We start from the raw sequence: 23,296 nt of genomic DNA on the forward strand, positions 1-23,296 counted from the left end.
GCGGGGTTCACCACAGGCCCACGACGGGCGTTCACTCCCTCGACGCAGGGGCGCTACCCGAGTTCACAGGTCGCATCGCTACGCTGTGTCCTCATGGCCGGAGACATCGTCCCCATCGAGCTCGGACTCACCGACGGAAACATCTTCACCCTCTGGGCACCCCGGTGGCGTGAGGATGACGACGAGTGGGAGGCATTTCTCGGCCTCGACGAGGACCTCTACGGCTTCCCGGGGGTCGCCGAGCTCACCGCGTTCATCCGCAACGACGACGACAACGATCTCGTCGACCATCCGGCATGGCCCACCGTGGTCGGGCTGCAGGCCGACGAACTGGTCCCCGACGACAAGCACACCTACGACCTGGTCGGGGTACCCGAGCTCGCCGCCGAGGACCCCACGCCGGAGGTCATCGCCGAGCTCGAGGATGCGCTGGAGATCGTCCGCATCCTCGGTGAGGTCTGCGAACTGACCGTCATCACCAAGTTCTTCAACGGGAACCCGATCCTCGGTGCCGTGACCACCGGTACGCGCAACTTCGTCGGCCGCGACGGCGTGGACCTCTGGGTCCGGATCGGCCGCTTGATCGCCAAGCACTGGGACGACGTGATCGACGCGGTCGACGATGTGATCACCACGCCGAAGGTCGATGCCGCCGCAGTCGTGACCGCCGAGGCCGAACTCGAGGCCGCGGAGTCCGCCGAGGACGAAGACGAGCCCGTCGACGACGAGTTGGAGATCGTCGAAGGACACGCCGACGAGAACGGTGAATCCGACGAGTCCGACGACGACCTCGACGACGACACCGATGACGACGAGGACGACGACGAGATCGACGACGACGACTTCTGGGCCGGCGTCGGCATCGATCCGATCAAGATCGTGACCGGCGACGGTGAATACCTCTCGCTGCGCTGCTATCTCGGCGACGACCCGGTGTTCCTCGGCACCGACGGAAAGATCTTCGTGTTCACGTCGGCGCGGTCGCTGAGTCGATTCCTGGCCGATTCCGACGACCACGATCTCGCCGACGTGTCGACCTTCGACGAGGTGCGCACCGCGGCGACCGACGGCTCACTCGAGTTCGACGTCATCGACGACAACGTCTACGTGCTGCCCGGCCTCGCCGACGACATCACCGACGGACCCCGACGGATCGATCGGAACCAGCTCGACCTCGCCGTCGAATTGCTCACCGATGCCGCCGACTACGCCGAGGACGAGGCCGTCAACGAGGCGCTCGGCTCCACGACTCCGCTCGGCTGGTTCGTCGACTACGCGATCAACCCGGATCCCAAGCGGCTCGCGCCGAGCCCGCCGTTCGACAACGAGTCGGATGCCTGGCGCGCGCTGGTGCACGACTTCGAGGGCCGGCTGGTCAAGAAGTCGTGACGGCCCCGGCCGAGCGCACCACCCGCCCCCGCTGATCCAACCCGCTGATCGAGTAGGTTCCGAGCGCAGCGCACCACCCGCCCCCGCTGATCGAGTAGGTTCCGAGCGCAGCCCCCCCGCTGATCGAGTAGGTTCCGAGCGCAGCGAGGCACCGTATCGAGATCACCGCAGCCGAAACGTGCGGAAGGCGCGTCACGAAGAGGCCGCCGATCCCTCGGTCAGCCCAGCAACACCGCATATCCCGGCTTGATGACGTCGTCGATCAACGCGAGTCGCTCGTCGAAATGGATGAACGCCGACTTCATCGCGTTCACCGTGAACCGCTCGAAATCCGCCCAGCCGTAACCGAACTGCTGGGCAAGCCGATAGAACTCCTTGCTCATCGTGGTGTCGCTCATGAGCCGGTTGTCGGTGTTGACCGTCACGCGGAACCGCAGCCGCGCAAGGACATTGAACGGATGCTCGGCGATCGAGTTGACCGCCCCGGTCTGCACGTTGGAGCTCGGGCACAGCTCCAGCGGGATGCGCTTGTCCCGCACGATGTTCGCGATCTGCCCGAGCTCCGCCCCCTCGAACGACTCGGCGGCGAGGTCGGCACCCTCGGGCAGCGTGATGTCGTCGATCACCCGGACACCGTGACCGAGGCGATCCGTACCGCAGAAGGCGATCGCCTCATGGATCGACGGCAGACCGAAGGCCTCACCCGCGTGAATGGTGAAGTGGGCGTTGTTGGCCCGCATGAACTCGAACGCATCGAGATGTCGCGTCGGCGGGTGACCGGCCTCGGCACCGGCGATGTCGAAACCCACCACCCCGGCATCGCGGTAGCGCACGGCCAGCTCGGCGATCTCGCGCGACCGCGCGGCATGGCGCATCGCGGTGACCAGACAGCGCACCATGATCGGCCGCCCCGCCGCCGCGGCCTGCGCCTCGCCCTCGGCGAAGCCCGCGAGTACCGCCTCGACGACCTCGTCCAGGGGCATCCCGCGCTCGAGGTGTTGTTCGGGCGCGTAGCGCACCTCGGCGTAGACGACGCCGTCGGCGGCGAGGTCCTCGACACATTCGCGCGCCACCCGCGCCAGCGCCGACGGCGTCTGCATCACGGCGACCGTGTGCGCAAAGGTCTCGAGATACCGCTCCAGCGAGCCGCTGTCGGCGGCATCGCGGAACCACGTGCCCAGCGACTCCGCGTCGGCGGCGGGCAGGTCCGCGTACTCCACTTCGCGGGCGAGCTCGAGGACCGTCGCCGGGCGTAACCCGCCGTCGAGGTGATCGTGCAGCAGCACCTTCGGGGCGAGGGAGATGTTCGGCAGGTCGAGCGGGCGACCGGTCGGGGGTGTCGAATCCACGGGCGTCATGACCCGACGGTAACGCGATCGATCACCAGAGGCGTGCGCTGCGGCGGATCGTCGCCCACCGACACGGCATCGTCGAGCGCGGCCCGCGCCGCATCGAAGCGATCCGGGGTCTGTGTGTGCAGCGTGAACAACGGCTCCCCCGCCCGCACCCGGTCACCGGGCTTGGCGTGCAACGTGATCCCGGCCTCGGCCTGCACGGCCTGGCCGGGGACGGCGCGACCGGCGCCGAGGCGCCACGCGGCGACGCCGACCGCCATCGCATCCATCTCGGTGATGACGCCGCCCTGCGTCGCCGCGATGGTCTCGGTGTGCCGTGCCCGGGGCAGTGGGGCGTCGGGATCTCCGCCCTGCGCGGCGATCATCGCGCGCCAGGTGTCCATGGCGGCACCGCCGGCCAGGTGCTCCGCCGGATCGGCATCCGGCATGCCCGCGGCGTCGAGCATCTCACGGGCGAGGGCCAGCGTCAGCTCGACGACATCGTCGGGGCCACCGCCGGCGAGCACTTCCAAGGATTCGGCCACCTCGAGAGCGTTGCCCGCGGTCAGGCCGAGCGGGGTGCTCATGTCGGTGAGCAGGGCGCGCGTCCGCACGCCCGCGGACTCGCCGAGCCACACCATCGTCTCGGCGAGCTCCCGGCTCTGCGCCTCCTCCTTCAAGAAGGCGCCGCTACCGAACTTGACGTCGAGGACCAGCGCACCGGTCCCCTCGGCGATCTTCTTGCTCATGATGGAGCTGGCCAGTAGCGGAATCGACTCGACCGTGCCGGTGACGTCGCGCAGGGCGTAGAGCCGCCGATCGGCCGGCGCGAGATCGCCGCCGGCGGCGCACACCACCGCGCCCACCCGTTCGAGCTGCGCGGCCATGTCGGCGGAACCGACCTCGGCCCGCCATCCCGGGATGGACTCGAGTTTGTCCAGGGTGCCGCCGGTGTGGCCGAGACCTCGACCGGACAACTGCGGCACCGCCACCCCGAACGAGGCGACGAGCGGGGCCAGCGGGAGGGTGATCTTGTCGCCAACACCGCCGGTCGAGTGCTTGTCGACGGTGACCATCGGCCGGCCGTCCCGCCGCAGGCCCGAGAAGTCCATCCGGCGCCCGCTGTCGATCATGGCCTGCGTCCAGGTGGCGATCTCCCGACGACTCATGCCGCGGAGCAGGATCGCCATCAGCAGCGCCGACATCTGCTCTTCGGCGACCACGTCGCCGCTCCCGCTCCCGCTGCGCGCGTAGCGGTCGACGATCCACCGGATCTGCGCGTCACTCAGCTCCCCACCGTCACGCTTGGTCCAGATGACCGAGATGGTGTCGATGACCTCGCGGACGCGCGCCGGGTCGCCTGCGGCATCGGCACGATCGGCGGCGCTCATCGTCCGGCCGCCAGGTCGTCCGGACCGAATGCGTCGGGCAGCAGGTGACCCAGGGTCGTCGGACCACCGCGGTGATCCACGGCCAACCCGGCCCCGCCGTGTTCCAACAGGACCTGACGACACCGCCCGCACGGCATCAGCACCTCGCCACGGGCATCGCACACCGACACGGCGACGAGGCGTCGGGAACCGGTTCCGACGAGGTGGGCGACCAGCGCGACCTCGGCGCAGATGCCGAGGCCGTATGAGACATTTTCCACATTGCAACCCAGCACGATCCGACCGTCGTCGGTGATACCCGCCGCCCCCACCCCGAATCCCGAGTACGGGGCGTAGGCCCGGGCGATCATCGATTTTGCGTTGTCCCGCAACACATTCCAGTCAATGTCGGCCGTCAACCGAACCCCTCACAATCTCCTGGCGACGCTCAAGATGTGACATCCCTTACCATCACAAACCTTGGTAAGGCAAACCTAAGTCGAGATCAGTTGCCGCTCAAATCGGTTCGGGCAATTTACGCCCCGGCTCAGCATAGGTTTAAAGTCTCTTCCATGGGTCCACGGCCGAGCCTGATAATGCCGACTCGGCACATCCATCGACGCTGTTGGAGGCCAATTTCCCGATGAGCACCCCGACCGAGGTAGCACCGGAGCCGGTGCGCAAACGCTCCCTGTATCGCGGCGACCCAGGCATGTGGTCGTGGGTGCTGCACCGGATCACCGGTGTCACCATCTTCTTCTTCTTGTTCGTCCACGTGCTGGACACCGCGGTGATCCGGATCGATCCGAACAAGTACTCCGAGGTCATCGAGACCTACAAGACGCCGCTCATCGGCCTGATGGAGATCGCGCTCGTCGCCTGCGTGCTCTACCACGCGTTCAACGGCGTCCGCATCATCCTGATCGACTTCTGGTCGAAGGGACCCAAGTACCAGCGTCAGATGCTGTGGGTGATCGTGGGCATCTTCGTCATCGTGTTCGGCGCAGCGGCCATCCGCCTGCTGCAGATCCTGATCACCCACTCGTTCTAGGAGGCACCTGATGACTGCATCGCAAGCAACTCCGGGTGCCGCCAAGACCCTGGGCACCCAGTACGACCGGCCCGCGAGCCTGGACAACCCGCGTTCGCCCCGCATGCGCAAGGGCGGCAACTTCGAGAAGTACGCATGGCTGTTCATGCGTTTCTCCGGCCTGGCGCTGATCATCCTCACCATCGGCCACATGTTCATCATGCTGGCCTGGGATGACGGCGTGCACCGCATCGACGCGTCGTTCGTGGCGGCACGCTGGCGCGAACCCTTCTGGCAGGTCTGGGATCTCACCATGCTGTGGCTGGCCCAACTGCACGGCGGCAACGGTGTGCGGACGGTGATCGCGGACTACTCGCGCAAGGACTCCACCCGCTTCTGGCTGAACGTGCTGCTCGGCATCTCGATGATCCTGGTGCTCGTGCTCGGCTCGTACGCCCTGCTGACCTTCGACGTGAACAGCGTCGGCTAGAGGAGATTGACGGACACATGCAGGAACATCGCTATGACGTGGTCATCGTGGGCGCCGGCGGCGCCGGGATGCGTGCCGCCATCGAATCGGCGCCGCGCGCCCGCACCGCGGTTCTGACGAAGCTCTACCCCACCCGCAGCCACACCGGCGCGGCGCAGGGCGGCATGTGCGCCGCCCTCGCCAACGTCGAGGAGGACAACTGGGAGTGGCACACCTTCGACACCGTCAAGGGCGGTGACTACCTCGCCGACCAGGACGCGGTGGAGATCATGGCCAAGGAGGCCATCGACGCCGTCCTCGACCTGGAGAAGATGGGGCTGCCGTTCAACCGGACGCCCGAGGGCAAGATCGACCAGCGCCGGTTCGGCGGCCACACGCGCGACCACGGCAAGTCGCCGGTTCGGCGCGCCTGCTACGCCGCAGACCGCACCGGCCACATGATCCTGCAGACCCTGTATCAGAACTGCGTCAAGCACGACGTCGAGTTCTTCAACGAGTTCTACGCCCTCGACATCTGTCTCGGTGAGAACGCCGAGGGCGAGACCGTCGCCACCGGCGTCGTCGCCTACGAGCTGTCGACCGGCGAGATCCACGTGTTCCACGCGAAATCGATCGTCTTCGCGACCGGCGGTTCGGGACGCATGTACAAGACCACCTCCAATGCGCACACCCTCACCGGTGATGGCATGGGGATCATCTTCCGCAAGGGACTTCCCTTGGAGGACATGGAGTTCCATCAGTTCCATCCGACCGGTCTGGCCGGCCTGGGCATCCTCATCTCCGAAGCCGTGCGCGGCGAGGGTGGCATCCTGCGCAACGCCGACGGCGAACGTTTCATGGAGCGCTACGCGCCCACCATCAAGGACCTCGCACCCCGCGACATCGTGGCGCGATCGATGGTGCTCGAGGTCCTCGAGGGACGCGGGGCGGGACCGAACAAGGATTACGTCTACATCGACGTCACCCACCTCGGTGAGGACGTGCTGAACGAGAAGCTGCCCGACATCACCGAGTTCGCCCGTACGTATCTCGGCGTCGACCCGGTCACCGAGTACGTCCCGGTGTATCCGACCTGTCACTACGTGATGGGTGGCATCCCGACGAATATCGAGGGCCAGGTCCTCAAGGACAACGACACCGTGGTGCACGGCCTCTACGCCGCCGGTGAGTGCGCCTGCGTGTCGGTGCACGGAGCCAACCGCCTCGGCACCAACTCGCTGCTCGACATCAACGTCTTCGGGCGCCGCGCCGGCATCGCCGCAGCCGAGTACGCCAACTCCGCCGACTTCGTCGAGTTGCCGGAGAATCCGACCGACCTGGTCGACAACTGGCTCGAGCTGATGCTGTCGGATCACGGACACGAACGCGTCGCCGACATCCGCACCGAACTCCAGGTGACGATGGACAACAACGCGTCGGTGTTCCGCACCGAGGAGACCCTCAAGCAGGCTCTCACCGACGTCCACGCACTCAAGGAGCGCTACGCACACGTCCGTGTCCATGACAAGGGCAAACGTTTCAACAGCGACCTGCTCGAGGCCATCGAGCTGGGCTTCCTGCTGGAGATGGCCGAGGTGACCGTGGTGGGCGCACTGAACCGCAAGGAGTCCCGTGGCGGTCACGCCCGCGAGGACTACCCCGACCGCGATGACGTCAACTACATGCGCCACACGATGGCCTACAAGAAGGGCACCGACCTTCTCTCGGACATCGAATTGGACTACAAGCCCGTGGTGCAGACCCGCTACGAGCCGATGGAGCGTAAGTACTGATGACAGCGATCATGGAGAACCCCGCGCCCGCGTCAGACGAGCCGCCACTGCCTCCGGTGCCGGACGAGGCCACCATGGTGACCTTGAAGATCTTCCGGTTCAATCCGGAGAACCCCGACGCCCAGGGCTTCGAGAGCTTCCGCGTCCCGGCCCTGCCGACCGACCGTCTGCTCAACCTGCTCCTGTACGTGAAGGGCTACCTCGACGGCACCCTCACCTTCCGGCGCAGCTGCGCCCACGGGGTCTGCGGCTCCGACGCCATGCGCATCAACGGTGTCAACCGCCTGGCCTGCAAGCTCCTCATGAAGGACATGCTCCCGGCGAGAAAGGGCGATGGGGACAAGGGCAAGGAGATCACCATCACCATCGAGCCCATCAAGGGGCTGCCGGTGGAGAAGGATCTCGTGGTCGACATGGAGCCGTTCTTCGACGCGTACCGCGCGATCAAGCCGTTCCTGATCACCAGCGGCAACGAGCCGACCCGTGAACGCATCCAGAGTCAGCACGACCGCGCGCGTTTCGACGACACCACCAAGTGCATCCTGTGTGCCTGCTGCACCACCAGCTGTCCGGTGTTCTGGAACGAGGGCAGCTACTTCGGTCCCGCAGCCATCGTCAACGCGCACCGGTTCATCTTCGACAGCCGCGACGAAGCCGCGATCGAACGCCTCGACATCCTCAACGATGTCGACGGCGTCTGGCGCTGCCGCACCACCTTCAACTGCACCGACGCCTGCCCTCGTGGCATCCAGGTGACCCAGGCGATCCAAGAGGTCAAGCGCGCCCTGATGTTCTCGCGCTGACCGGCATCGATCGCCGACCGGCGGGTCGCGCCGCACCCGCCGCCGCAGACTTCTCTCTGCAGCCCCGACTCCGCCCCTCCCACAGCCCGGGAGGGGCGGAGTCGTCTCTCGGGTGGAACCGACACGCATCGGCCTGCGTCCAATGATCATGACCCGCACCCGTTTCGTCATCGTCGGCCTGGTCCTCACCGTGATCCTCGGAGGGCTCCTCGCATCGGGCCACGGGGCGTCACCCGCCGACGCGAGCCCGCGCTATCCCGGCAACGGGGACCGCATCACCGTCGTCCTCACCTCGGACCGTCAGTACAACAGCGCGGTTTCCTGGTACGACTCGCACAACCGGATGCGTCGGCAGAGCGACGTCCCACTCACCCGGTTCGACCGACGCACCCGCCTGTGGACGGGCTCGATGGTCTACACCAGCCGGGTCAGGCACCAGAAGATCGACACCCTCTTCCAGTCGAATGGCCGTTTTGCCCGTTGTGCCGTGTGGGTGAACAAGACGAAGGTTCGCGACACCACCGTCCGGTCGGCGCGATATGCGACCACGTACTGCCGCTGAGCAACTGAATCCGTAGCAAATCCGACAGTTTCCGAGAGAATCTCTACTTAGCGCGCGCATCTGCTACGGAAATCGTAGTCTTATCCCCACTATGGCCAGCTGAGTGGGAGACACGATGTCAGAGACCGCACACGCCGAGATCCACGCCGGCGAGAAAGGGTTGCGCGCCGGGTCGATCGGACTTCTCGGCAACGTGATCATCGGCTTGTCGGCGGTCGCGCCCGCCTACAGCCTCGCCGCGACGCTCGGCTACGTCGTCGCCGCAGTGCACACCAAATCGCCGGCGATGTTCGTCATCGCGTTCATCCCCATGCTGCTGGTCGCCTTCGCGTATCGCGAGCTCTCGCGAGACACGCCGGACTGTGGCACCACCTTCACCTGGGGTACCAAGGCGTTCGGCCCCTGGATCGGGTGGATCGGCGGCTGGGGGCTCGCGGTGTCGGCGATCATCGTGCTCGCCAACGTCGCCGAGATCGCCGCCGTCTACCTGCTGATGTTCCTCGGGCTGGACTCGTGGGCGGAGAACCTGTGGATCAAGGTCCTGCTGGGCTGCTTCTTCATCGCCCTGATGACCTGGATCAGCATCCGGGGCATCGTCATCAGCGAGCGGATCCAGGCGGTGCTGATGTTCATCCAGTTCGCCGTCCTCATCCTGGCGAGCGTGATCGCGCTGGTGAAAGTCGGGTTCGGCACGGCGGGCGACCAGGCGGTGACCCCGGAGATCGGCTGGCTCTGGCCGGGCGGACTCAGCCAGTCGGAGATCGCGGCGGCCGTCATCCTGTGCATCTTCATCTACTGGGGTTGGGATGCCTGCCTGGCGATCGGCGAGGAGACCAAGGATCCAGAGAAGACCCCGGGCCGCGCCGCGGTCATCACCTGCCTGATCCTGGTCGCCACCTATGTGCTGGTCGCCTATGCGGTGCAGGCGTTCTCCGGTTTCGGCGACACCGGCATCGGTCTGAACAACCCGGAGAACACCGGCGACGTCCTGACGGTGCTCGGCGAGCCGGTCGCCGGGGGATTCATGGCCGCCGCGTTGCTGCTCACCGTGAGCGTGTCCGCGTTGTCGTCGACGCAGTCGACGATCCTGCCCACCGCTCGTGGCAGCCTCTCGATGGCGGTCTACAAGGCGCTGCCGGACAGGTTCGCCAGCATCCACCCGCGATACATGACGCCGGCGTTCGGTACCGCCGTCATGGGCGGTTCGGCGCTCACGTTCTACCTGGTCCTCTCCCTGCTCAGCCAGGACACTCTCGGCGACTCCATCGCGTCACTGGGACTCGCGGTAGCGTTCTACTACGGCATCACCGCGTTCGCCTGCACCTGGTACTTCCGTCGCACCCTCTTCCAGTCCGCGCGCAATTTCTTCATGCGCGGCCTGTTCCCCCTCCTGGGCGGCCTCGCGATGACGTGGGCCTTCGTCAAGAGCGCCATCGACATGATCGCTCCCGACTACGGTTCCACGTCGGTCGGCGGCATCGGCGGTGTGTTCATCCTGGGGGTGGGGATGCTGGTGCTCGGCATTCCGCTCATGCTCGCTTGTTTCGCGCACAACAGCAGCTTCTTCAAGGGCGAGACCCTCAACGCCGACACCGAAGTGAAGGTGCCCGATGTCTTCTGAGCCCGCCTCCCCTGCTCCCCGTCGCTCCGCTCGCCCCCACACCCCCCATAGCTCCGCTCGCCCCCGCCCCCGCCTCGCGGTCGGCTACCTTGCCACGCCGTCGGGGGCCGACGGAGTGACCCTCGCCGTGGCCCTCGCCCGCGCCACCGGCGCGGCCATCGACCTCATCTGCGTGGTACATCCCGTCGAGTACGACGGTCACCCCGGACTCGACGAATATCGGGAACGCCTGGAGAACCAGGCCGCCCAGTGGCTCCTCGACGGTGCGGCCGCGATCCCCGACGACATCGAGACCCGCACCATCGTGACCGTCGACGACTCGTTCGCCGACGGCCTGGTCACCATGGCGCAACAGTCGGGTGCGGCGATGATCGTCGTCGGCGGGACCGGTGACGGCCTCGTGCGCCGCCACTCCCTCGGGACCGTGAGCACCGCACTCGTGCACTCCTCTCCCCTGCCCGTCGCGCTGGCGCCGCGCGGATACGCCGAACGGACCGAGGCGCGGTTCGATTCGGTGACCGTCGCGGTGTCCAGCAAGCCCGGCCGCAGCGACCCGCTCCCGTTCGCGGTCGCGCTCGCCGAACAGGGCGGCCTCGACCTCCGTCTGCTCTCACTGGTGTCGATCGACGCCCCGTTCGACGACGAGACCCCGCGCGCCGCGCGTGAGCGGCAGATCGGGGTCGCCGAGAAACTGCTGGCGGACACCCGGGCCACCGTGCCCGACGAGCTGGACGTCGACGTCCTCGTGGCCGACGGTGCCACCCTCGATGAAGCGCTGGACAACCTTCCCTGGGACGACGGGGACATCGTCGCCGTCGGTTCGGGCCATCTCGGCGCCGCCAACCGGGTGTTCCTGGGCAGTACCGCGGCGCGCATCCTCCGGTGGACCACCGCGCCGGTGGTCGTGGTGCCCCGGCCCTGATGATGGCGACCCCGACGATCCTCGAACTGCGCCATGCCGAATGCGAGTCGCCGGGCGCCTACGGTGCCGGTCTGGTCGATGTCGCGAGCATCCACACGGTGCGGGCGTGGCGTGATCCGATCCCCGACGACCCCGCACCGTACGCGGCCATCATCGTGATGGGCGGACCGATGGGGACCGACGACGGTCCGTCGATTCCGTGGATCGACGACGAGATCGCCTTGCTGCGCCGTGCGATCGCCGCGGGCACACCCATCTGGGGCGCATGTCTTGGCTCCCAGTTGCTGGCCAGTGCACTCGGCGCGGAGATCACCACCGGACCGGCGCCGGAGATGGGCATCGTCGACATCACGCTCACCGACGACGGCCTGCACGACCCGGTGTGGTCCGGGCACGGGGACACCACTTTCCCTGCGCTGCAATGGCATTTCGACACCTTCGCGGTGCCCGAGGGTGCCACGCTGTTGGCATCGTCGGCGGCCTACCCGAATCAGTTGTTCCGCCATGGGAGTTGCTACGGCATCCAATTCCACCTCGAGGTGGACGCGGTCGTGCTGGAGGACTGGCTCGCCGTCGACGACTACCGCACGGAGTTGATCGACCTGCTCGGCACCGACGGTGTGGCACACACGGTCGAGGAGATGTCGAGGATCGAGGGCGTGACGGTGCCACTGGCGATGAGCGCGATACGGCGCTGGTTCGACCTGTTCGTCGCCTGACGCGGCCCCGACCCCCGGGGTCGAGGTGCCGCTCTGCTCCCGAGGAACGTCGATTCCCAGGGCACGTCGGGTCAGCTGTCGAAACCGAGGCCGACCTTGTCCATCAGGGTCAGCCACGCGCCCCGTCGCCCGGCGCGTCGCTCGCTGCGGGCGAGTTCGCGCCGGGTCATGGTGATCCCGGCCCACCGCAACGGTTCCGGCGGGAAGGGAATCGGCTTGTCGCGCACCATCGTCAGCCGGGTCCGCGCCGTGTCGAGCCCGTCCACGAGATCCAGTGCGGTGCGCGCACCGAAATGCGAAGCACCCACCCCGAGTCCGGTGAACCCGACAACACTGACGACGCGACCATCGAAGGCCCGGTCCCAGAAGGCGCAGAACCGCGAACACGTGTCGATGACCCCACCCCAGGCGTGGGTGGCGCGGATACCCTCGAGTTGCGGGAAGTACTGCAACAGATGCTCGCCCAGGATGCCGAACTCGCTCGGTTCGAACTCATGACGTGCCCGTGCGTCGGACCCGTAGTGATAGAGCGCGTCCCACCCGCCGAACAGGATTCGGTCGTCTGCGGTCAGTCGGAAATAGTGGAACCGGGGTCCGCAGTCGGCGAGTCCTTCGCGACCCGACCAGCCGATCGCAGCGCGTTGCGCGGCGGTCAGCGGCTCGGTCATCAACGCGTAGTCCCACACAGGAACCGTGTAGAGCCGCAGGCGCCGGAGCAGCGAGGGGCTCGCGGATGTCGCGAGTATCACTGCTGCCGTGTCGATCTCACCGTACGCGGTACTCACCGACATGCGGGTGCCCCTGGATCGCAACCGGTCGACCCCGCTGTGTTCGAAGATCTGCACGCCCAGGCGCTCCGCGGCCTCGGCCAGACCCCAGGCGAGCTTGGCCGGATCCAGCATGATGACGTCGGGATCGTGCAGCGCCGCAACGACCATGGGCGATGCCACGGACTCGCGCGCCTGCGGCCCCGGCAGCAGCGGGAGGTCCGCGCCGAGCAGCGCCGCCGTCGAGGAGTGCTCCTGCAGTCCCGCGACCTGCCAGTCGAAGTTCGCGATGTCGAGTTCGCCGGTGCGTTCGGCGTCGGCGTCGATGCCCAGCCGGCCGAGCGCGGCCTCGATGTCGTCGAGGGTCTGCCGGCCCATCCGCAGCAACTCGGGCATCTCGTCGCCGAACCGCTCCACGCCGTTGGCGAGGCCATGGGTGATGCTCGCCGAACAGAATCCGCCGTTGCGACCGGAGGCGTGCTCGGCGATCCGATCCCGTTCCACCAGGACGACCCGGCGGTCGGGATTCTCCTCGGCGGCCTGCACCGCTGCCCACAATCCGGTGAAGCCGCCACCGACGACCACCAGGTCCGCGGTCACCGCACCGGACAGCCGAGCGCGGGGTTCCGGTCGCCCGGGCCGGTCGAGCCAGTAGGACACCGGTCGCGCCTGTGCCACCATCGCCCGCCCACGTTCGGTCCCGGCGGTCGCCCAGCTCATCGCTCTCCGGTGAAAACGGTTCGGTGCCAAGGCTTTTCGGCGACTCCGGTGATGTCACTCATGACATGCTTGGTGGCCAGGTACTCATCGAACGAATAGGTCGACATGTCCTTGCCGAATCCCGATGCTCCGAATCCGCCGTGCGGCATCTCACTGATGATCGGGATGTGGTCATTGATCCAGACACATCCGGCGTGGATCTCGCGCCCGGCCCGCTGTGCGCGGTAGACGTCCCGCGTCCACGCCGACGCGGCCAGACCGTAGACCGTGTCGTTGGCGCGGCGGATCGCATCGTCGTCGTCGGAGAACGAACTGACCGTCAGCACGGGGCCGAAGACCTCGTCCCGATAGATCTCGGCGTCCTCGGCCACATCGGCCACCAGGGTCGGCGGGTAGAACGCGCCCGGTCCGTCGGGCACCGTTCCGCCGGTGACCAACCGGGCGCCGTCCGAGACGGCCCGGTCGACCATGCCCGCCACCTTGTCCCGGTGCGCGCACGAGCTGAGCGAACCCATGTCGGTGACCGGATCCGTGGGATCACCGACCACCATCGAGCCCATCAATTCGGCCACACCGTCGACGAAGTCGTCGTAGAGATCGCGGGCCACGATCGCTCGCGTTGCGGCGGTACAGTCCTGCCCGGCATTGATCAGCGCCCCCGCGACCGCACCGTGGACCGCCGCGGTGAGGTCGGCATCGTCGAACACCACGAACGGCGCCTTGCCGCCGAGTTCGAGCTGTACGCGGGTTCCGTTGCGGGCCGCCTGTCCCATCACCAGCCGACCCACCGCGGTGGAACCGGTGAAGGTGACCATGTCCACGCCCGCGTGCCCGGCCAGTGCCGATCCGACGTCGGCGCCCGTGCCGACCAGGACGTTGAGCACACCGTCCGGCAGGCCGGCCTCGGTGGCCAGGCGTGCGAGGGTGAGTGTGGTCAACGGGGTCAACTCGGCGGGCTTCAGCACCACCGCACAACCCGCCGCCAACGCCGGGATGACCTTCCAGATCGCCATCTGGAACGGGTAGTTCCACGGCGAGATCGACCCGACGACGCCCACCGGTTCGCGACGGATCGACGAGGTGTGGTCGCCGGAGTACTCGGCGCTCGCCTTGCCCTCGAGGTTGCGGGCGAGACCCGCGAAGAAGTCGACGTTGTCGATGCTGCCGGGGATGTCGAACTCCGTGGCGAGGCGGATCGTGCGCCCGGTATGGGCCACCTCCTCGGCCGCGAGCATCCCACTGTTGTCCCGCAGGACCGTCGCGAGGTTCCGCAGAACTTCCGATCGCTCGGCGGGAGTTGCTGCACCCCAATCGTTCTGCGCCGACCGCGCCGATGCCACGGCGGCATCGACGTCGGCGGCACCGGCGAGCGCGACCGTCGCGACGGGCTCACCGGTGGCCGGGTTGAGCACGGTGTGGGCGGGCCCGTCGCCGCGCACGGCGGCCCCGGAGATCCAGCCGGTCGGCAGCGCGTAGGGGGAAGACATACCGGCGGATTCTATCAGTGTTGATGACGGAATCACTATCTCAAGTCGATGATTTCTACGGAAAACGTCGTTGTAGGTTGCCAACTACTGCTGAATCCGCCACCATCAACGTGTGGTCGACTCCTCCTCAGCACTCGACGCCACGGCGAAGAAGATCATCGAAGAGCTCCAGGCCGATGGTCGGAGTTCCTATGCCTCGATCGGGAAGGCGGTCGGACTGTCCGAGGCCGCGGTCCGCAATCGTGTACAGAAGCTCAGCGACAGCGGACTGCTGCAGATCGTGGCCGTCACCGACCCGCTCAAACTCGGGTTCTCCCGCCAGGCGCTGATCGGCATCCGCTGCACCGGCGACACCGAGGCGCTCGCCGATCAGCTCTCCGTGTGTCCGGAGATCGACTACGTCGTCCTCACCGCCGGCTCCTTCGACATCCTGATCGAGGTCGTCTGCGAGGACGACGATCACCTGCTGCGCATCCTCAACCAGAAGGTGCGCAATCACCGCGAGGTCACCGCCACGGAGACGCTCGTGTATCTGAAACTTGTCAAGCAACAGTACAATTGGGGTACCCGATGAGCATTGCCAACGAGCTCGCGACCGATCTCTCGCTCGGCGAACGCAGCGCCGCCCACCTCTGGGGGCACTTCGCACGACACGGCGACGGCATCACGCCACCGGTCATCACCCGCGGCGAGGGCATGCGGATCTACGACGACCAGGGTCGCAGTTACCTCGACGGGCTCGCGGGCCTGTTCGTGGTGCAGGCCGGACACGGTCGCGTCGAACTGGCCGAGGCGGCGGCCAAGCAGGCCAAGGAACTCGCGTTCTTCCCCATCTGGTCGTATGCGACGCCGCCCGCCATCGAACTCGCCGAACGCCTGGCCGCCTATGCACCCGGGGATCTCAGCCGGGTCTTCTTCACCACCGGCGGTGGTGAAGCGGTGGAGAGCGCCTGGAAGCTGGCCAAGCAGTTCTTCAAGCTGACCGGGAAACCGATGAAGCACAAGGTGATCTCGCGCGCGGTGGCCTATCACGGCACCCCGCAGGGCGCGCTGGCCATCACCGGCGTGCCGGCGCTGAAGCAGATGTTCGAGCCGCTCACGCCGGGCGGCTTCCGCGCACCGAACACCAACATCTACCGCGCACCGAGCGAGGACCTCGCCGCGGATCCGAAGAAGTTCGGGCGGTGGGCCGCCGATCGCATCGCCGAGGCCATCGAGTTCGAGGGCCCCGATACCGTCGCCGCGGTCTTCCTCGAGCCGGTACAGAACGCCGGGGGCTGTTTCCCGCCGCCCCCAGGGTATTTCGAACGCGTCCGGGAGATCTGCGACGAGTACGACGTCCTCCTCGTCTCCGACGAGGTCATCTGCGCGTTCGGCCGCATCGGGTCGATGTTCGCGTGCGACGACTTCGGCTATGTGCCCGACATCATCACCTGTGCGAAGGGCATGACGTCGGGGTACTCCCCGATCGGCGCGATGATCGCCAGCGACCGCCTCTTCGAGCCGTTCCGCGACGGCACCACGTCCTTCCCGCACGGATATACGTTCGGCGGACATCCGGTGTCGGCAGCGGTCGCCCTGGCGAACCTGGATCTCTTCGAACGCGAGGGCCTCAATCAGCACGTCAAGCAGAACGCGCCGGCGTTCCGCGCGACGCTGGAACGACTGCACGACCTGCCCATCGTCGGTGACGTCCGCGGGGAGGGCTACTTCTACGGCATCGAGTTGGTGAAGGACAAGGCGACCAAGGAGACGTTCACCGACGCCGAGTCCGAACGAATCCTGCGCGGATTCCTCTCGAGTGCACTGTTCGAGGCGGGCTTGTACTGTCGCGCCGACGACCGTGGCGACCCGGTGGTGCAGCTCGCGCCGCCGCTGATCGCCGGTCAGGCGGAGTTCGACGAGATCGAGCAGATCCTGCGGTCGGTGCTGACGGAGGCCTATACCCTGCTCTGATGCCGGTCCCCACGTCCCGTCTCCGGGAGTTGCCGAAAGTCGAGCTGCACGTCCACATCGAGGGCACGCTGGAGCCCGAACTCGTGCTCGAGCTGGCTCGCGACGCGGGCATCGCGCTGCCGTACCGGGATGCCGATACGCTCCGGGGGCGTTACGTGTTCGCCGACCTGCAGTCATTCCTCGACATCTACTACGAGAACCTCGGCGTCCTACGTCGGCGTCACGACTTCGCCCGCCTCGCATACCAATACGCGAGCAGGGCGCATGCCGGCGGCGTGGTGCACGCCGAGGTCTTCTTCGATCCGCAGGCGCACCGATCGCGCGGGGTGGCCGTCGCCGACGTCGTGGCCGGGCTCGTCGAGGGTTTCGACCGGGCGTTCGGGGAGTTCGGGTTCACCACCGAGCTGATCGCGTGCTTCCTGCGGGACCGACCGGTGGCCGAAGCCCTCGAGACCCTGGACGAACTGACGGCGTGCCGGGCAGCGATCGTCGGCGTCGGCCTGGATTCCGCCGAGGTCGGGCACCCGGCGTCGTTGTTCACCGAGGTGTTCGCCCGCGCGGCCGACCTCGGCCTACGGCGCGTCGCCCACGCCGGTGAGGAGGGCGGCCCGGATTCCGTCCGCGCTGCCATCGATCATCTCGGCGTGGAGCGGGTGGATCACGGCATCCGCAGCGTCGACGATCCCGATCTCGTCGCGGAACTGGTCGCCCGACAGATGCCGTTGACCGTGTGCCCGCTGTCCAACGTCCGGCTGCAGGCGGTGGCCGACCTCGCCGTGCATCCGCTGCCCGACCTGATCGCCGCCGGTGTGCTCGTGACGATCAATTCCGACGACCCCGCGTACTTCGGTGGGTACGCCGACGACAACTTCGCCGTGGTCGCCGACGCCTTCGCCCTCGACGACCCGGCGCTCGCCGCATTGGCCGACAATTCCGTGACCGCCAGCTTCCTGCCGGATGCCCGCAAGGCCGAGCTGCGCTCCCGGATCGCCGCCTGGCTAGCGGGCGGTCGCGATCCGGTGCGCTGAACGCGACCGGCCCCCGGGGTCGCTGGTAACCTCCGACCGGTGAAGGTGGGGATCATCCGTCGTTCGTCGGGCAGACGGAGATTCGCGCACCTCGTGGTGGCGGCGTCCATCGTGCTCCTTCCGCCGCTCGCGACGGCGGTGCCCGCGGCCGCCGTCCCACTCACCCCGATACCCACCCCGGTCACCGACCACTGCCCGCACCGGGTCGGCACGCCGCCGCCGGTCGACGAGTCCGAGGTCGTCGCCCCCGGCGCAACCACCCCGGCTCCCCTCCCGGTTCCGGACTCGGCGGTCGGCGGGGACCAGCTTGCCGCGTGCGGGGTGCTCGCCGACCCGGCCCTCGGCCCGGTTCCGCCGAACCTCACGTCGGCGGGCTGGCTGATCGCCGACCTGGACTCCGGACAGGTCATCGCCGCCAAGGATGCGCACGGACGCTACCGTCCCGCATCCACGATCAAGGTGCTCCTCGCCCTCGTCGTGCTCGACGAACTCGATCTGGACACCGTGGTCGCGCCGACGCCCGAGGACTGGGCCGCCGAAGGCGATTCCTGCGGCATGGGTCCGGGCGGCCACTACACCAATCGCGACCTGCTGACCGGCCTTCTGGTGGTGTCGGGCAACGACTGCGCGAACGCGCTGGCCCGCCAACTCGGTGGCGTCGAGGAGACCTTGACGAAGATGAACGCGAAGGCGCGGTCGCTGAACGCATTGGACACCCGCGCGGCGTCACCGTCCGGACTCGACGCCGCGGGAATGTCGTCGTCTCCCTACGATCTGGCGATCATCTTCCGGGAGGCCATGGGCAACAGCACTTTTCGCGAGCTGATCGCCATGCCCACATACCGGTTCCCGGGCTACCCCAAACGGCCGGACGTACCCGACGACAAGGACCACCCGGCCTACCTCATGCAGACGTCCAACCATCTGATGCTCGAGGGATATCCGGGCATGCTCGGCGGAAAGACCGGCTACACCGACGACGCCCGCAAGACGTTCGTCGGTGCGACCGAACGGGACGGACGTCGCATCCTCGTCGTGCAGATGTTCGGCCTGACGGTGGCGGACGACTCCTACTGGGATCAGGCGAAAGCCATGTTCGAGTACGGTTTTCGCGCACCACCCACCGCAACGGTGGGACAATTGGTGAGCGCCACGGCGACCACCGAGACCACGGCCCCGAACGCAGCGACGACGACCACCGCGGCGCCGACCGGGACACCCACCGTGACGGCCACCGGAACCGATCAGCCGACCCGCTGGTCGATCCGGATCCTCGTGGGCCTCGTCGCCGCATTGGTCGCCATCGGCCTGCTGCTGCTCGGACTCAGGCTGATCGCCCGACGCTGAGGGTCACGGGCCGGCGCGGGTCAGCGCCGGAACAGCCACGCCACGAACGCGCCGGCCGCGGCGCCGACACCCGCGACGGCCACGAGCGTCGCCGGTTTGGACACCGGGTTCACCTCGTAGTTCGGCGACACGACCACCGGCGGCAGCGGCGCGTCCTCCTCGGAAACCTGGAACTCGGAGTTGATCGGATCGGTCGCACACCACGCGGCGGCGTACAGCACGATCCGCGACGCCAGGTAGGCGAACACCAGCAAGCCGAGGAGTGGGCCGAAGGCCACGCCCGCGGGGCTGCCGAGCACGGACTGGAGATAGATGCCGCCGACCGTCTTGACGATCTCGAACGCGATCGCGGTCAGCAACCCGGCCTTGAGGGTGTTGCGGAAGGGCAAGCGCACCAACGGCAGCCGGGACATGATGAAGGTGAACAACATCCACGTCGCGAAGACCGACACGATGATCGACACCGTGCGGACGACCGCGGGCGCCCAGGCGGCGTCGTCGAGGCCGACCCAGGACAGCACCTCGGTCGTCAGACCCGAGTTGCCCAGGGTGGTGATCGCCATGGTCACGGCGAAGGCGACGCCGAGGATGGCGAAGGTGACGAGGTCCCACACCTTGGACATCACCGCGCTGCGGGTGACGCGACCACCCCACATCTCGGTCATGCCCGCGCGGACGCCGGAGATCCATCCGATGCCGGTGAAAGCAGCACCGAGGAGGCCGACGATGCCGACCGCGGTGCGGGAATCCACCGCGGAGGTGATGAGTTTCTCCACCGTGACGTCCAGCCCCTCGGGGACGTTCTCGACGATCGCATCCTGGAGATCCTGGAGCAGTTCGGGCTGGTTCGCGAGCACGAAACCGGCGATGGCGAACACCACCATCACGATCGGGACCAGCGCGAGGATCCCGTTGAAGCTGATACTCGCGGCATACAGGTTGCCGCGCCGGTCGTTGTAGCGCTGGAACGTCTGGATCAGGTGCTCGAGCCACACCCAGCGTTCGCGGGCGTCACCGAACGAGGTCTTTGCGCGCTCAACGGTCGTCTTGGCCGAATCCACCACCGAACTCACCTGTACCGCCTCCTCTTCGGATCACGGGGCCAGTCGGTCACCGGCTGATCACCCTCGGGGTGCCAGAATCCCCACCTTGTCATAGACGGCGGCCAAGGTGGCCGACGCGACCGAGCGTGCGCGCGCCGCGCCCTGCGCGAGGATCCCGTCGAGATACGCGGGGTCGTCCATGTACTCGGCGACCCGGCCGCGCAACGGCGTCACGAATTCGGTCAGCACCTCGGCGGTGTCGACCTTCAAGTCCCCGTAGCCCTTTCCCTGGTACTTGTCGACCAGGACGTCGACGGGTGTACCGCCCAGCGCCGATTGGATGGTGAGCAGATTGCTCACGCCCGGCTTGTTCTCGGGGTCGAAGCGGACCTCGGTGTCGGTGTCGGTGACAGCGGACCGGATCTTCTTCGCCGACTTCTTCGGCTCGTCGAGCAGATTGACCAGGCCGCGGTCGGACTCGGCCGACTTACTCATCTTCGCCGTCGGATTCTGCAGGTCGTAGATCTTGGCGAATTCCTTGACGATGTAGGCCTCGGGCACCGTGAGGACCTTGCCGAAACGCGAGTTGAAGCGCTGCGCCAGGTCGCGGGTCAGCTCGAGGTGTTGACGCTGATCCTCGCCGACCGGCACCCGGTCGACCTGGAACGCCAGGATGTCGGCGGCCATCAGGATCGGGTAGGTGAACAACCCGACGCCGGCGGCGTCGACGCCCTGCTTGGCCGACTTGTCCTTGAACTGGGTCATGCGGCTGGCCTCGCCGAAGCCGGTGATGCAGGACAACACCCACGTGAGTTGGGTGATCTCGGGGATGTGCGACTGCACATAGATGGTCGACCGCGCCGGATCCACACCCACCGCGAGCAGCTGCGCGACGCTGAGCCGGGTGCGGTCGCTCAATGTCGCCGGGTCGAACGGCACCGTCAGCGCATGCAGGTCCGGGATGAAGTAGAAGGCCTCGAAGTCGTCCTGCAGGGCGACCCATTGCCGAACGGCTCCCAGATAGTTCCCGAGATGGAAGGAGTCGCTGGTCGGCTGGATGCCCGACAGTACGCGGGGGCGACGGGCGCCGGCCACGGAGACGTCACTGCTCATGTGCCCAGTCTTCCAGACGTACGGGAGGCGATCGTCGCGAGCGTCGACCGATGATGCTCAGTCGTAGACGACGGTCATCGGCGCGTGATCCGACCACCGCAGATCGTAGGCGTCGGCCCGGTCGACGGTCGCTTTGACGGCGCGCTTCGCCAGCGACTTGTTCGCGAGCTGATAGTCGATGCGCCAGCCCGAGTCGTTGTCGAACGCCTTGCCGCGCCACGACCACCATGTGTACGGCCCCTCCTCGCCGGGAGCGAGGTCGCGCATGACGTCGGACCAGCCGGCGTCGAGCAGCCCGCCGACCCAGGTCCGCTCGTGCGGCAGGAATCCGGGACTCTTGAGATTGCCCTTCCAGTTCTTGATGTCGGCCTCGGCATGGGCGATGTTCCAGTCGCCGCCGACCACCACGTGCCGCCGCCTGCGGCGCAGTCGATCGAGGTAACCGCCGAACTCGTCGAGGAAGCGCGCCTTCTCGTCGAACTTCGCGACATCCTTCGGCACGGTCGTCGCGGCCGCGCCCTTGGGGAGATACAGACTGGCCACGGTCATCGGTCCGAGCGCACTGTCGAGGTCCGCCTCGATGTAGCGCGCGGTGGCGTCGAACTCGTCGCTGCCGAAGCCGGCCCGAACCCCGGTGAGGGGCACGCGACTGAGGACCCCGACGCCCGCGTGGCCCTTGACCACCGACGAGCTCATCGCGAACTGCCAGCCGTCGTCGAGGACCGGCGCGAGCGCGTCGCGCGCCTGGTCCTCATCGGCCCTGACCTCTTGCAGCAGGACGACATCGGAGTCCGCCGTCGCCAGCCAGGCGAGCAGACCGCGGTTGGCCTCCGAGCGGTGTCTGACCGCTGCCCGGATGCCGTTGACGTTCACGGTGCTGATGGTGATGGACACGGACAAGAGGGTACTGGCCGTTGTGGTGCGCCCGTACCAGAGGTAAGGCAACCCTTGTTTCTCATCCTGCTTTATGTAACCCTTACCTAACTGAACCTGAACGAGGTGAGAACAATGTTCGTTTGCATCTGCCGCGCAGTGACCGAGGACGAGGTCCATGACCACTGCTCGTCCGGCGCCATGTCGGTGGATGCCATCGGCGACAGGTGCGGCGCAGGCGAAGGCTGCGGCACCTGCCTCGAACGGATTCAGGAGATCGTCAACGAAAGGACCGCCACCGCGACCACCGCTGCATGACCGCATGACAGACGTCGTCTGACGTCATTTCCACAACCTCGGGTCTGAACCAGGCCGCGAGGCCTTTTGGCGTGCTACGTTCCTTGTACCACGGCGAACGGAGGCTCGGTCATGCGCGGCGACGACGAGGTGATCGCTCTACTCAACGAACAGCTCACCAGCGAGCTGACGGCGATCAACCAATACTTTCTGCATTCCAAGATGCAAGCCAACTGGGGTCTGACCGAGATCGCGAGCAAGACGCGCGCGGAGTCGATCGAGGAGATGCACCACGCCGAGGCCCTCACCAACCGCATCCTGTTCCTCGAGGCGCTCCCGAACTATCAGAAGATTCTTCCTCTGCGGATCGGCCAGACCCTCCGGGAACAGTTCGAGTCCGACATGGCCGTCGAGATCGAGGTCGTCGAACGCCTGCGTCCGGGCATCGCGATGTGCCGCGGCAAGGGCGACATCACCAGCGCGAAGCTGCTCGAGGACATCCTGAAGGACGAAGAGGATCACATCGACTACCTCGAGACGCAGTTGGAGTTGCTCGATCGTCTGGGCGAGCAGCTCTACCTCTCCAAGACGGTGGCGACCCCGCCCACCGTGGCCTGACCGCTCAGACCACACGCTTTTTCTGCAGCCCGCCG

Annotated in this window: 23 protein-coding genes; 15 read left to right on the forward strand and 8 right to left on the reverse strand. The window is 67.1% G+C overall.

The genetic code is table 11. The annotated features are described in order from the left end of the window. Positions 1–93: 93 nt before the first annotated feature. Positions 94–1,389: a primosomal protein gene (locus tag D7316_RS07255; protein WP_124707685.1), complete on the forward strand. Its 1,296-nt coding sequence runs from the start codon at positions 94–96 to the stop codon at positions 1,387–1,389. Between the two features lie 218 nt (positions 1,390–1,607). On the opposite strand, the gene D7316_RS07260 is transcribed toward D7316_RS07255, so the two are convergent. The 3 genes from D7316_RS07260 to D7316_RS07270 are packed head-to-tail and all read right to left on the reverse strand — an operon-like array spanning position 1,608 to position 4,512. Then, positions 1,608–2,747: an adenosine deaminase gene (locus tag D7316_RS07260; RefSeq protein ID WP_124707686.1), complete on the reverse strand. Its 1,140-nt coding sequence runs from the start codon at positions 2,745–2,747 to the stop codon at positions 1,608–1,610. Further along, positions 2,744–4,114, reverse strand: coding sequence for a thymidine phosphorylase (locus tag D7316_RS07265; RefSeq protein ID WP_124707687.1), 1,371 nt, complete (start codon positions 4,112–4,114; stop codon positions 2,744–2,746). The genes D7316_RS07260 and D7316_RS07265 overlap by 4 nt, the downstream gene beginning before the upstream one ends. Beyond that, entirely contained in the window at positions 4,111–4,512 is a 402-nt protein-coding gene (locus D7316_RS07270) for a cytidine deaminase (RefSeq protein ID WP_124707688.1), read from the reverse strand. The genes D7316_RS07265 and D7316_RS07270 overlap by 4 nt, the downstream gene beginning before the upstream one ends. A 224-nt stretch (positions 4,513–4,736) precedes the next feature. On the opposite strand from D7316_RS07270, the gene sdhC reads away from it, so the two are divergent. The 8 genes from sdhC (at position 4,737) to D7316_RS07310 (ending at position 12,012) form a co-directional block, all read left to right on the forward strand. Beyond that, on the forward strand, positions 4,737–5,144 hold the full coding sequence (gene sdhC, locus D7316_RS07275) for a succinate dehydrogenase, cytochrome b556 subunit (protein ID WP_124707689.1): 408 nt from the start codon (positions 4,737–4,739) through the stop codon (positions 5,142–5,144). A 10-nt stretch (positions 5,145–5,154) separates the two neighbouring features. Then, positions 5,155–5,613, forward strand: a complete 459-nt coding sequence (locus D7316_RS07280; RefSeq protein ID WP_124707690.1) for a succinate dehydrogenase hydrophobic membrane anchor subunit — start codon at positions 5,155–5,157, stop codon at positions 5,611–5,613. A gap of 17 nt (positions 5,614–5,630) precedes the next feature. After that, positions 5,631–7,385 carry a succinate dehydrogenase flavoprotein subunit gene (gene sdhA, locus D7316_RS07285; RefSeq protein ID WP_124707691.1) on the forward strand — a complete coding sequence of 585 codons (1,755 nt, stop codon included), beginning with the start codon at positions 5,631–5,633 and terminating at the stop codon, positions 7,383–7,385. Further along, the gene (locus tag D7316_RS07290) at positions 7,385–8,188 is read left to right on the forward strand and encodes a succinate dehydrogenase iron-sulfur subunit (protein ID WP_124707692.1); all 804 of its coding nucleotides are present in this window, start codon (positions 7,385–7,387) and stop codon (positions 8,186–8,188) included. The genes sdhA and D7316_RS07290 overlap by 1 nt, the downstream gene beginning before the upstream one ends. 148 nt (positions 8,189–8,336) lie before the next feature. Then, on the forward strand, positions 8,337–8,750 hold the full coding sequence (locus D7316_RS07295) for a hypothetical protein (protein WP_124707693.1): 414 nt from the start codon (positions 8,337–8,339) through the stop codon (positions 8,748–8,750). A 115-nt stretch (positions 8,751–8,865) separates the two neighbouring features. Further along, on the forward strand, positions 8,866–10,371 hold the full coding sequence (locus D7316_RS07300) for an APC family permease (RefSeq protein WP_124707694.1): 1,506 nt from the start codon (positions 8,866–8,868) through the stop codon (positions 10,369–10,371). Continuing rightward, positions 10,361–11,293, forward strand: a complete 933-nt coding sequence (locus tag D7316_RS07305) for a universal stress protein (protein ID WP_124707695.1) — start codon at positions 10,361–10,363, stop codon at positions 11,291–11,293. Before D7316_RS07300 ends, D7316_RS07305 begins: the two co-directional genes overlap by 11 nt. Further along, positions 11,293–12,012, forward strand: a complete 720-nt coding sequence (locus D7316_RS07310) for a type 1 glutamine amidotransferase (RefSeq protein WP_232016811.1) — start codon at positions 11,293–11,295, stop codon at positions 12,010–12,012. The genes D7316_RS07305 and D7316_RS07310 overlap by 1 nt, the downstream gene beginning before the upstream one ends. Positions 12,013–12,083: 71 nt before the next feature. Here D7316_RS07310 and D7316_RS07315 read toward each other — a convergent pair whose 3' ends face one another. Next, on the reverse strand, positions 12,084–13,499 hold the full coding sequence (locus D7316_RS07315) for an NAD(P)/FAD-dependent oxidoreductase (protein WP_124707696.1): 1,416 nt from the start codon (positions 13,497–13,499) through the stop codon (positions 12,084–12,086). After that, positions 13,496–14,986, reverse strand: coding sequence for an aminobutyraldehyde dehydrogenase (locus D7316_RS07320; protein ID WP_124707697.1), 1,491 nt, complete (start codon positions 14,984–14,986; stop codon positions 13,496–13,498). Before D7316_RS07320 ends, D7316_RS07315 begins: the two co-directional genes overlap by 4 nt. 112 nt (positions 14,987–15,098) lie before the next feature. On the opposite strand from D7316_RS07320, the gene D7316_RS07325 reads away from it, so the two are divergent. The 4 genes from D7316_RS07325 (at position 15,099) to D7316_RS07340 (ending at position 19,317) form a co-directional block, all read left to right on the forward strand. Continuing rightward, positions 15,099–15,560 (forward strand): Lrp/AsnC family transcriptional regulator, encoded by a 462-nt coding sequence (locus D7316_RS07325; RefSeq protein WP_124707698.1) that lies wholly within the window; start codon positions 15,099–15,101, stop codon positions 15,558–15,560. Beyond that, a complete protein-coding gene (locus D7316_RS07330) occupies positions 15,557–16,942 on the forward strand; it encodes an aspartate aminotransferase family protein (protein WP_124707699.1) in 1,386 nt (461 codons plus the stop codon). Before D7316_RS07325 ends, D7316_RS07330 begins: the two co-directional genes overlap by 4 nt. After that, the gene (locus D7316_RS07335) at positions 16,942–17,970 is read left to right on the forward strand and encodes an adenosine deaminase (RefSeq protein ID WP_124707700.1); all 1,029 of its coding nucleotides are present in this window, start codon (positions 16,942–16,944) and stop codon (positions 17,968–17,970) included. Before D7316_RS07330 ends, D7316_RS07335 begins: the two co-directional genes overlap by 1 nt. Positions 17,971–18,063: 93 nt before the next feature. Then, positions 18,064–19,317, forward strand: a complete 1,254-nt coding sequence (locus D7316_RS07340; RefSeq protein ID WP_408610067.1) for a D-alanyl-D-alanine carboxypeptidase family protein — start codon at positions 18,064–18,066, stop codon at positions 19,315–19,317. Between the two features lie 20 nt (positions 19,318–19,337). Here the strand turns inward: D7316_RS07340 and D7316_RS07345 are convergent, their stop codons facing one another. The 3 genes from D7316_RS07345 to D7316_RS07355 are packed head-to-tail and all read right to left on the reverse strand — an operon-like array spanning position 19,338 to position 22,367. Next, positions 19,338–20,390, reverse strand: a complete 1,053-nt coding sequence (locus tag D7316_RS07345; RefSeq protein ID WP_124707701.1) for a YhjD/YihY/BrkB family envelope integrity protein — start codon at positions 20,388–20,390, stop codon at positions 19,338–19,340. Positions 20,391–20,438: 48 nt separating this feature from the next. Further along, a complete protein-coding gene (trpS, locus tag D7316_RS07350; protein ID WP_124707702.1) occupies positions 20,439–21,473 on the reverse strand; it encodes a tryptophan--tRNA ligase in 1,035 nt (344 codons plus the stop codon). A 57-nt stretch (positions 21,474–21,530) separates the two neighbouring features. Then, a complete protein-coding gene (locus tag D7316_RS07355) occupies positions 21,531–22,367 on the reverse strand; it encodes an exodeoxyribonuclease III (protein WP_124707703.1) in 837 nt (278 codons plus the stop codon). Positions 22,368–22,481: 114 nt separating this feature from the next. Here D7316_RS07355 and D7316_RS07360 point away from each other — a divergent pair, with 114 nt between their 5' ends. Together D7316_RS07360 and bfr are read left to right on the forward strand one after the other, a co-directional pair. After that, positions 22,482–22,664, forward strand: a complete 183-nt coding sequence (locus D7316_RS07360) for a (2Fe-2S)-binding protein (protein ID WP_124707704.1) — start codon at positions 22,482–22,484, stop codon at positions 22,662–22,664. A 111-nt stretch (positions 22,665–22,775) separates the two neighbouring features. Next, on the forward strand, positions 22,776–23,261 hold the full coding sequence (gene bfr / locus D7316_RS07365; protein WP_124707705.1) for a bacterioferritin: 486 nt from the start codon (positions 22,776–22,778) through the stop codon (positions 23,259–23,261). Positions 23,262–23,296 lie beyond the last annotated feature (35 nt).

It is taken from the genome of Gordonia insulae, from assembly GCF_003855095.1.
GTDB classification, from domain to species: domain Bacteria; phylum Actinomycetota; class Actinomycetes; order Mycobacteriales; family Mycobacteriaceae; genus Gordonia; species Gordonia insulae.

What these genes read in the sequence shown, in the direction of transcription:
- D7316_RS07330 (WP_124707699.1), top strand. Translation starts at nt 15,557, where the DNA reads ATGAGCATTGCCAACGAGCTCGCGACCGATCTCTCGCTCGGCGAACGC.
- D7316_RS07310 (WP_232016811.1), top strand. Translation starts at nt 11,293, where the DNA reads ATGATGGCGACCCCGACGATCCTCGAACTGCGCCATGCCGAATGCGAG.
- D7316_RS07300 (WP_124707694.1), top strand. Translation starts at nt 8,866, where the DNA reads ATGTCAGAGACCGCACACGCCGAGATCCACGCCGGCGAGAAAGGGTTG.
- D7316_RS07320 (WP_124707697.1), bottom strand. Translation starts at nt 14,986, where the DNA reads ATGTCTTCCCCCTACGCGCTGCCGACCGGCTGGATCTCCGGGGCCGCC.
- D7316_RS07260 (WP_124707686.1), bottom strand. Translation starts at nt 2,747, where the DNA reads ATGACGCCCGTGGATTCGACACCCCCGACCGGTCGCCCGCTCGACCTG.
- D7316_RS07305 (WP_124707695.1), top strand. Translation starts at nt 10,361, where the DNA reads ATGTCTTCTGAGCCCGCCTCCCCTGCTCCCCGTCGCTCCGCTCGCCCC.
- D7316_RS07315 (WP_124707696.1), bottom strand. Translation starts at nt 13,499, where the DNA reads ATGAGCTGGGCGACCGCCGGGACCGAACGTGGGCGGGCGATGGTGGCA.
- sdhA (WP_124707691.1), top strand. Translation starts at nt 5,631, where the DNA reads ATGCAGGAACATCGCTATGACGTGGTCATCGTGGGCGCCGGCGGCGCC.
- bfr (WP_124707705.1), top strand. Translation starts at nt 22,776, where the DNA reads ATGCGCGGCGACGACGAGGTGATCGCTCTACTCAACGAACAGCTCACC.
- D7316_RS07265 (WP_124707687.1), bottom strand. Translation starts at nt 4,114, where the DNA reads ATGAGCGCCGCCGATCGTGCCGATGCCGCAGGCGACCCGGCGCGCGTC.
- D7316_RS07280 (WP_124707690.1), top strand. Translation starts at nt 5,155, where the DNA reads ATGACTGCATCGCAAGCAACTCCGGGTGCCGCCAAGACCCTGGGCACC.
- D7316_RS07335 (WP_124707700.1), top strand. Translation starts at nt 16,942, where the DNA reads ATGCCGGTCCCCACGTCCCGTCTCCGGGAGTTGCCGAAAGTCGAGCTG.
- D7316_RS07295 (WP_124707693.1), top strand. Translation starts at nt 8,337, where the DNA reads ATGACCCGCACCCGTTTCGTCATCGTCGGCCTGGTCCTCACCGTGATC.
- trpS (WP_124707702.1), bottom strand. Translation starts at nt 21,473, where the DNA reads ATGAGCAGTGACGTCTCCGTGGCCGGCGCCCGTCGCCCCCGCGTACTG.
- D7316_RS07360 (WP_124707704.1), top strand. Translation starts at nt 22,482, where the DNA reads ATGTTCGTTTGCATCTGCCGCGCAGTGACCGAGGACGAGGTCCATGAC.
- D7316_RS07255 (WP_124707685.1), top strand. Translation starts at nt 94, where the DNA reads ATGGCCGGAGACATCGTCCCCATCGAGCTCGGACTCACCGACGGAAAC.
- D7316_RS07290 (WP_124707692.1), top strand. Translation starts at nt 7,385, where the DNA reads ATGACAGCGATCATGGAGAACCCCGCGCCCGCGTCAGACGAGCCGCCA.
- sdhC (WP_124707689.1), top strand. Translation starts at nt 4,737, where the DNA reads ATGAGCACCCCGACCGAGGTAGCACCGGAGCCGGTGCGCAAACGCTCC.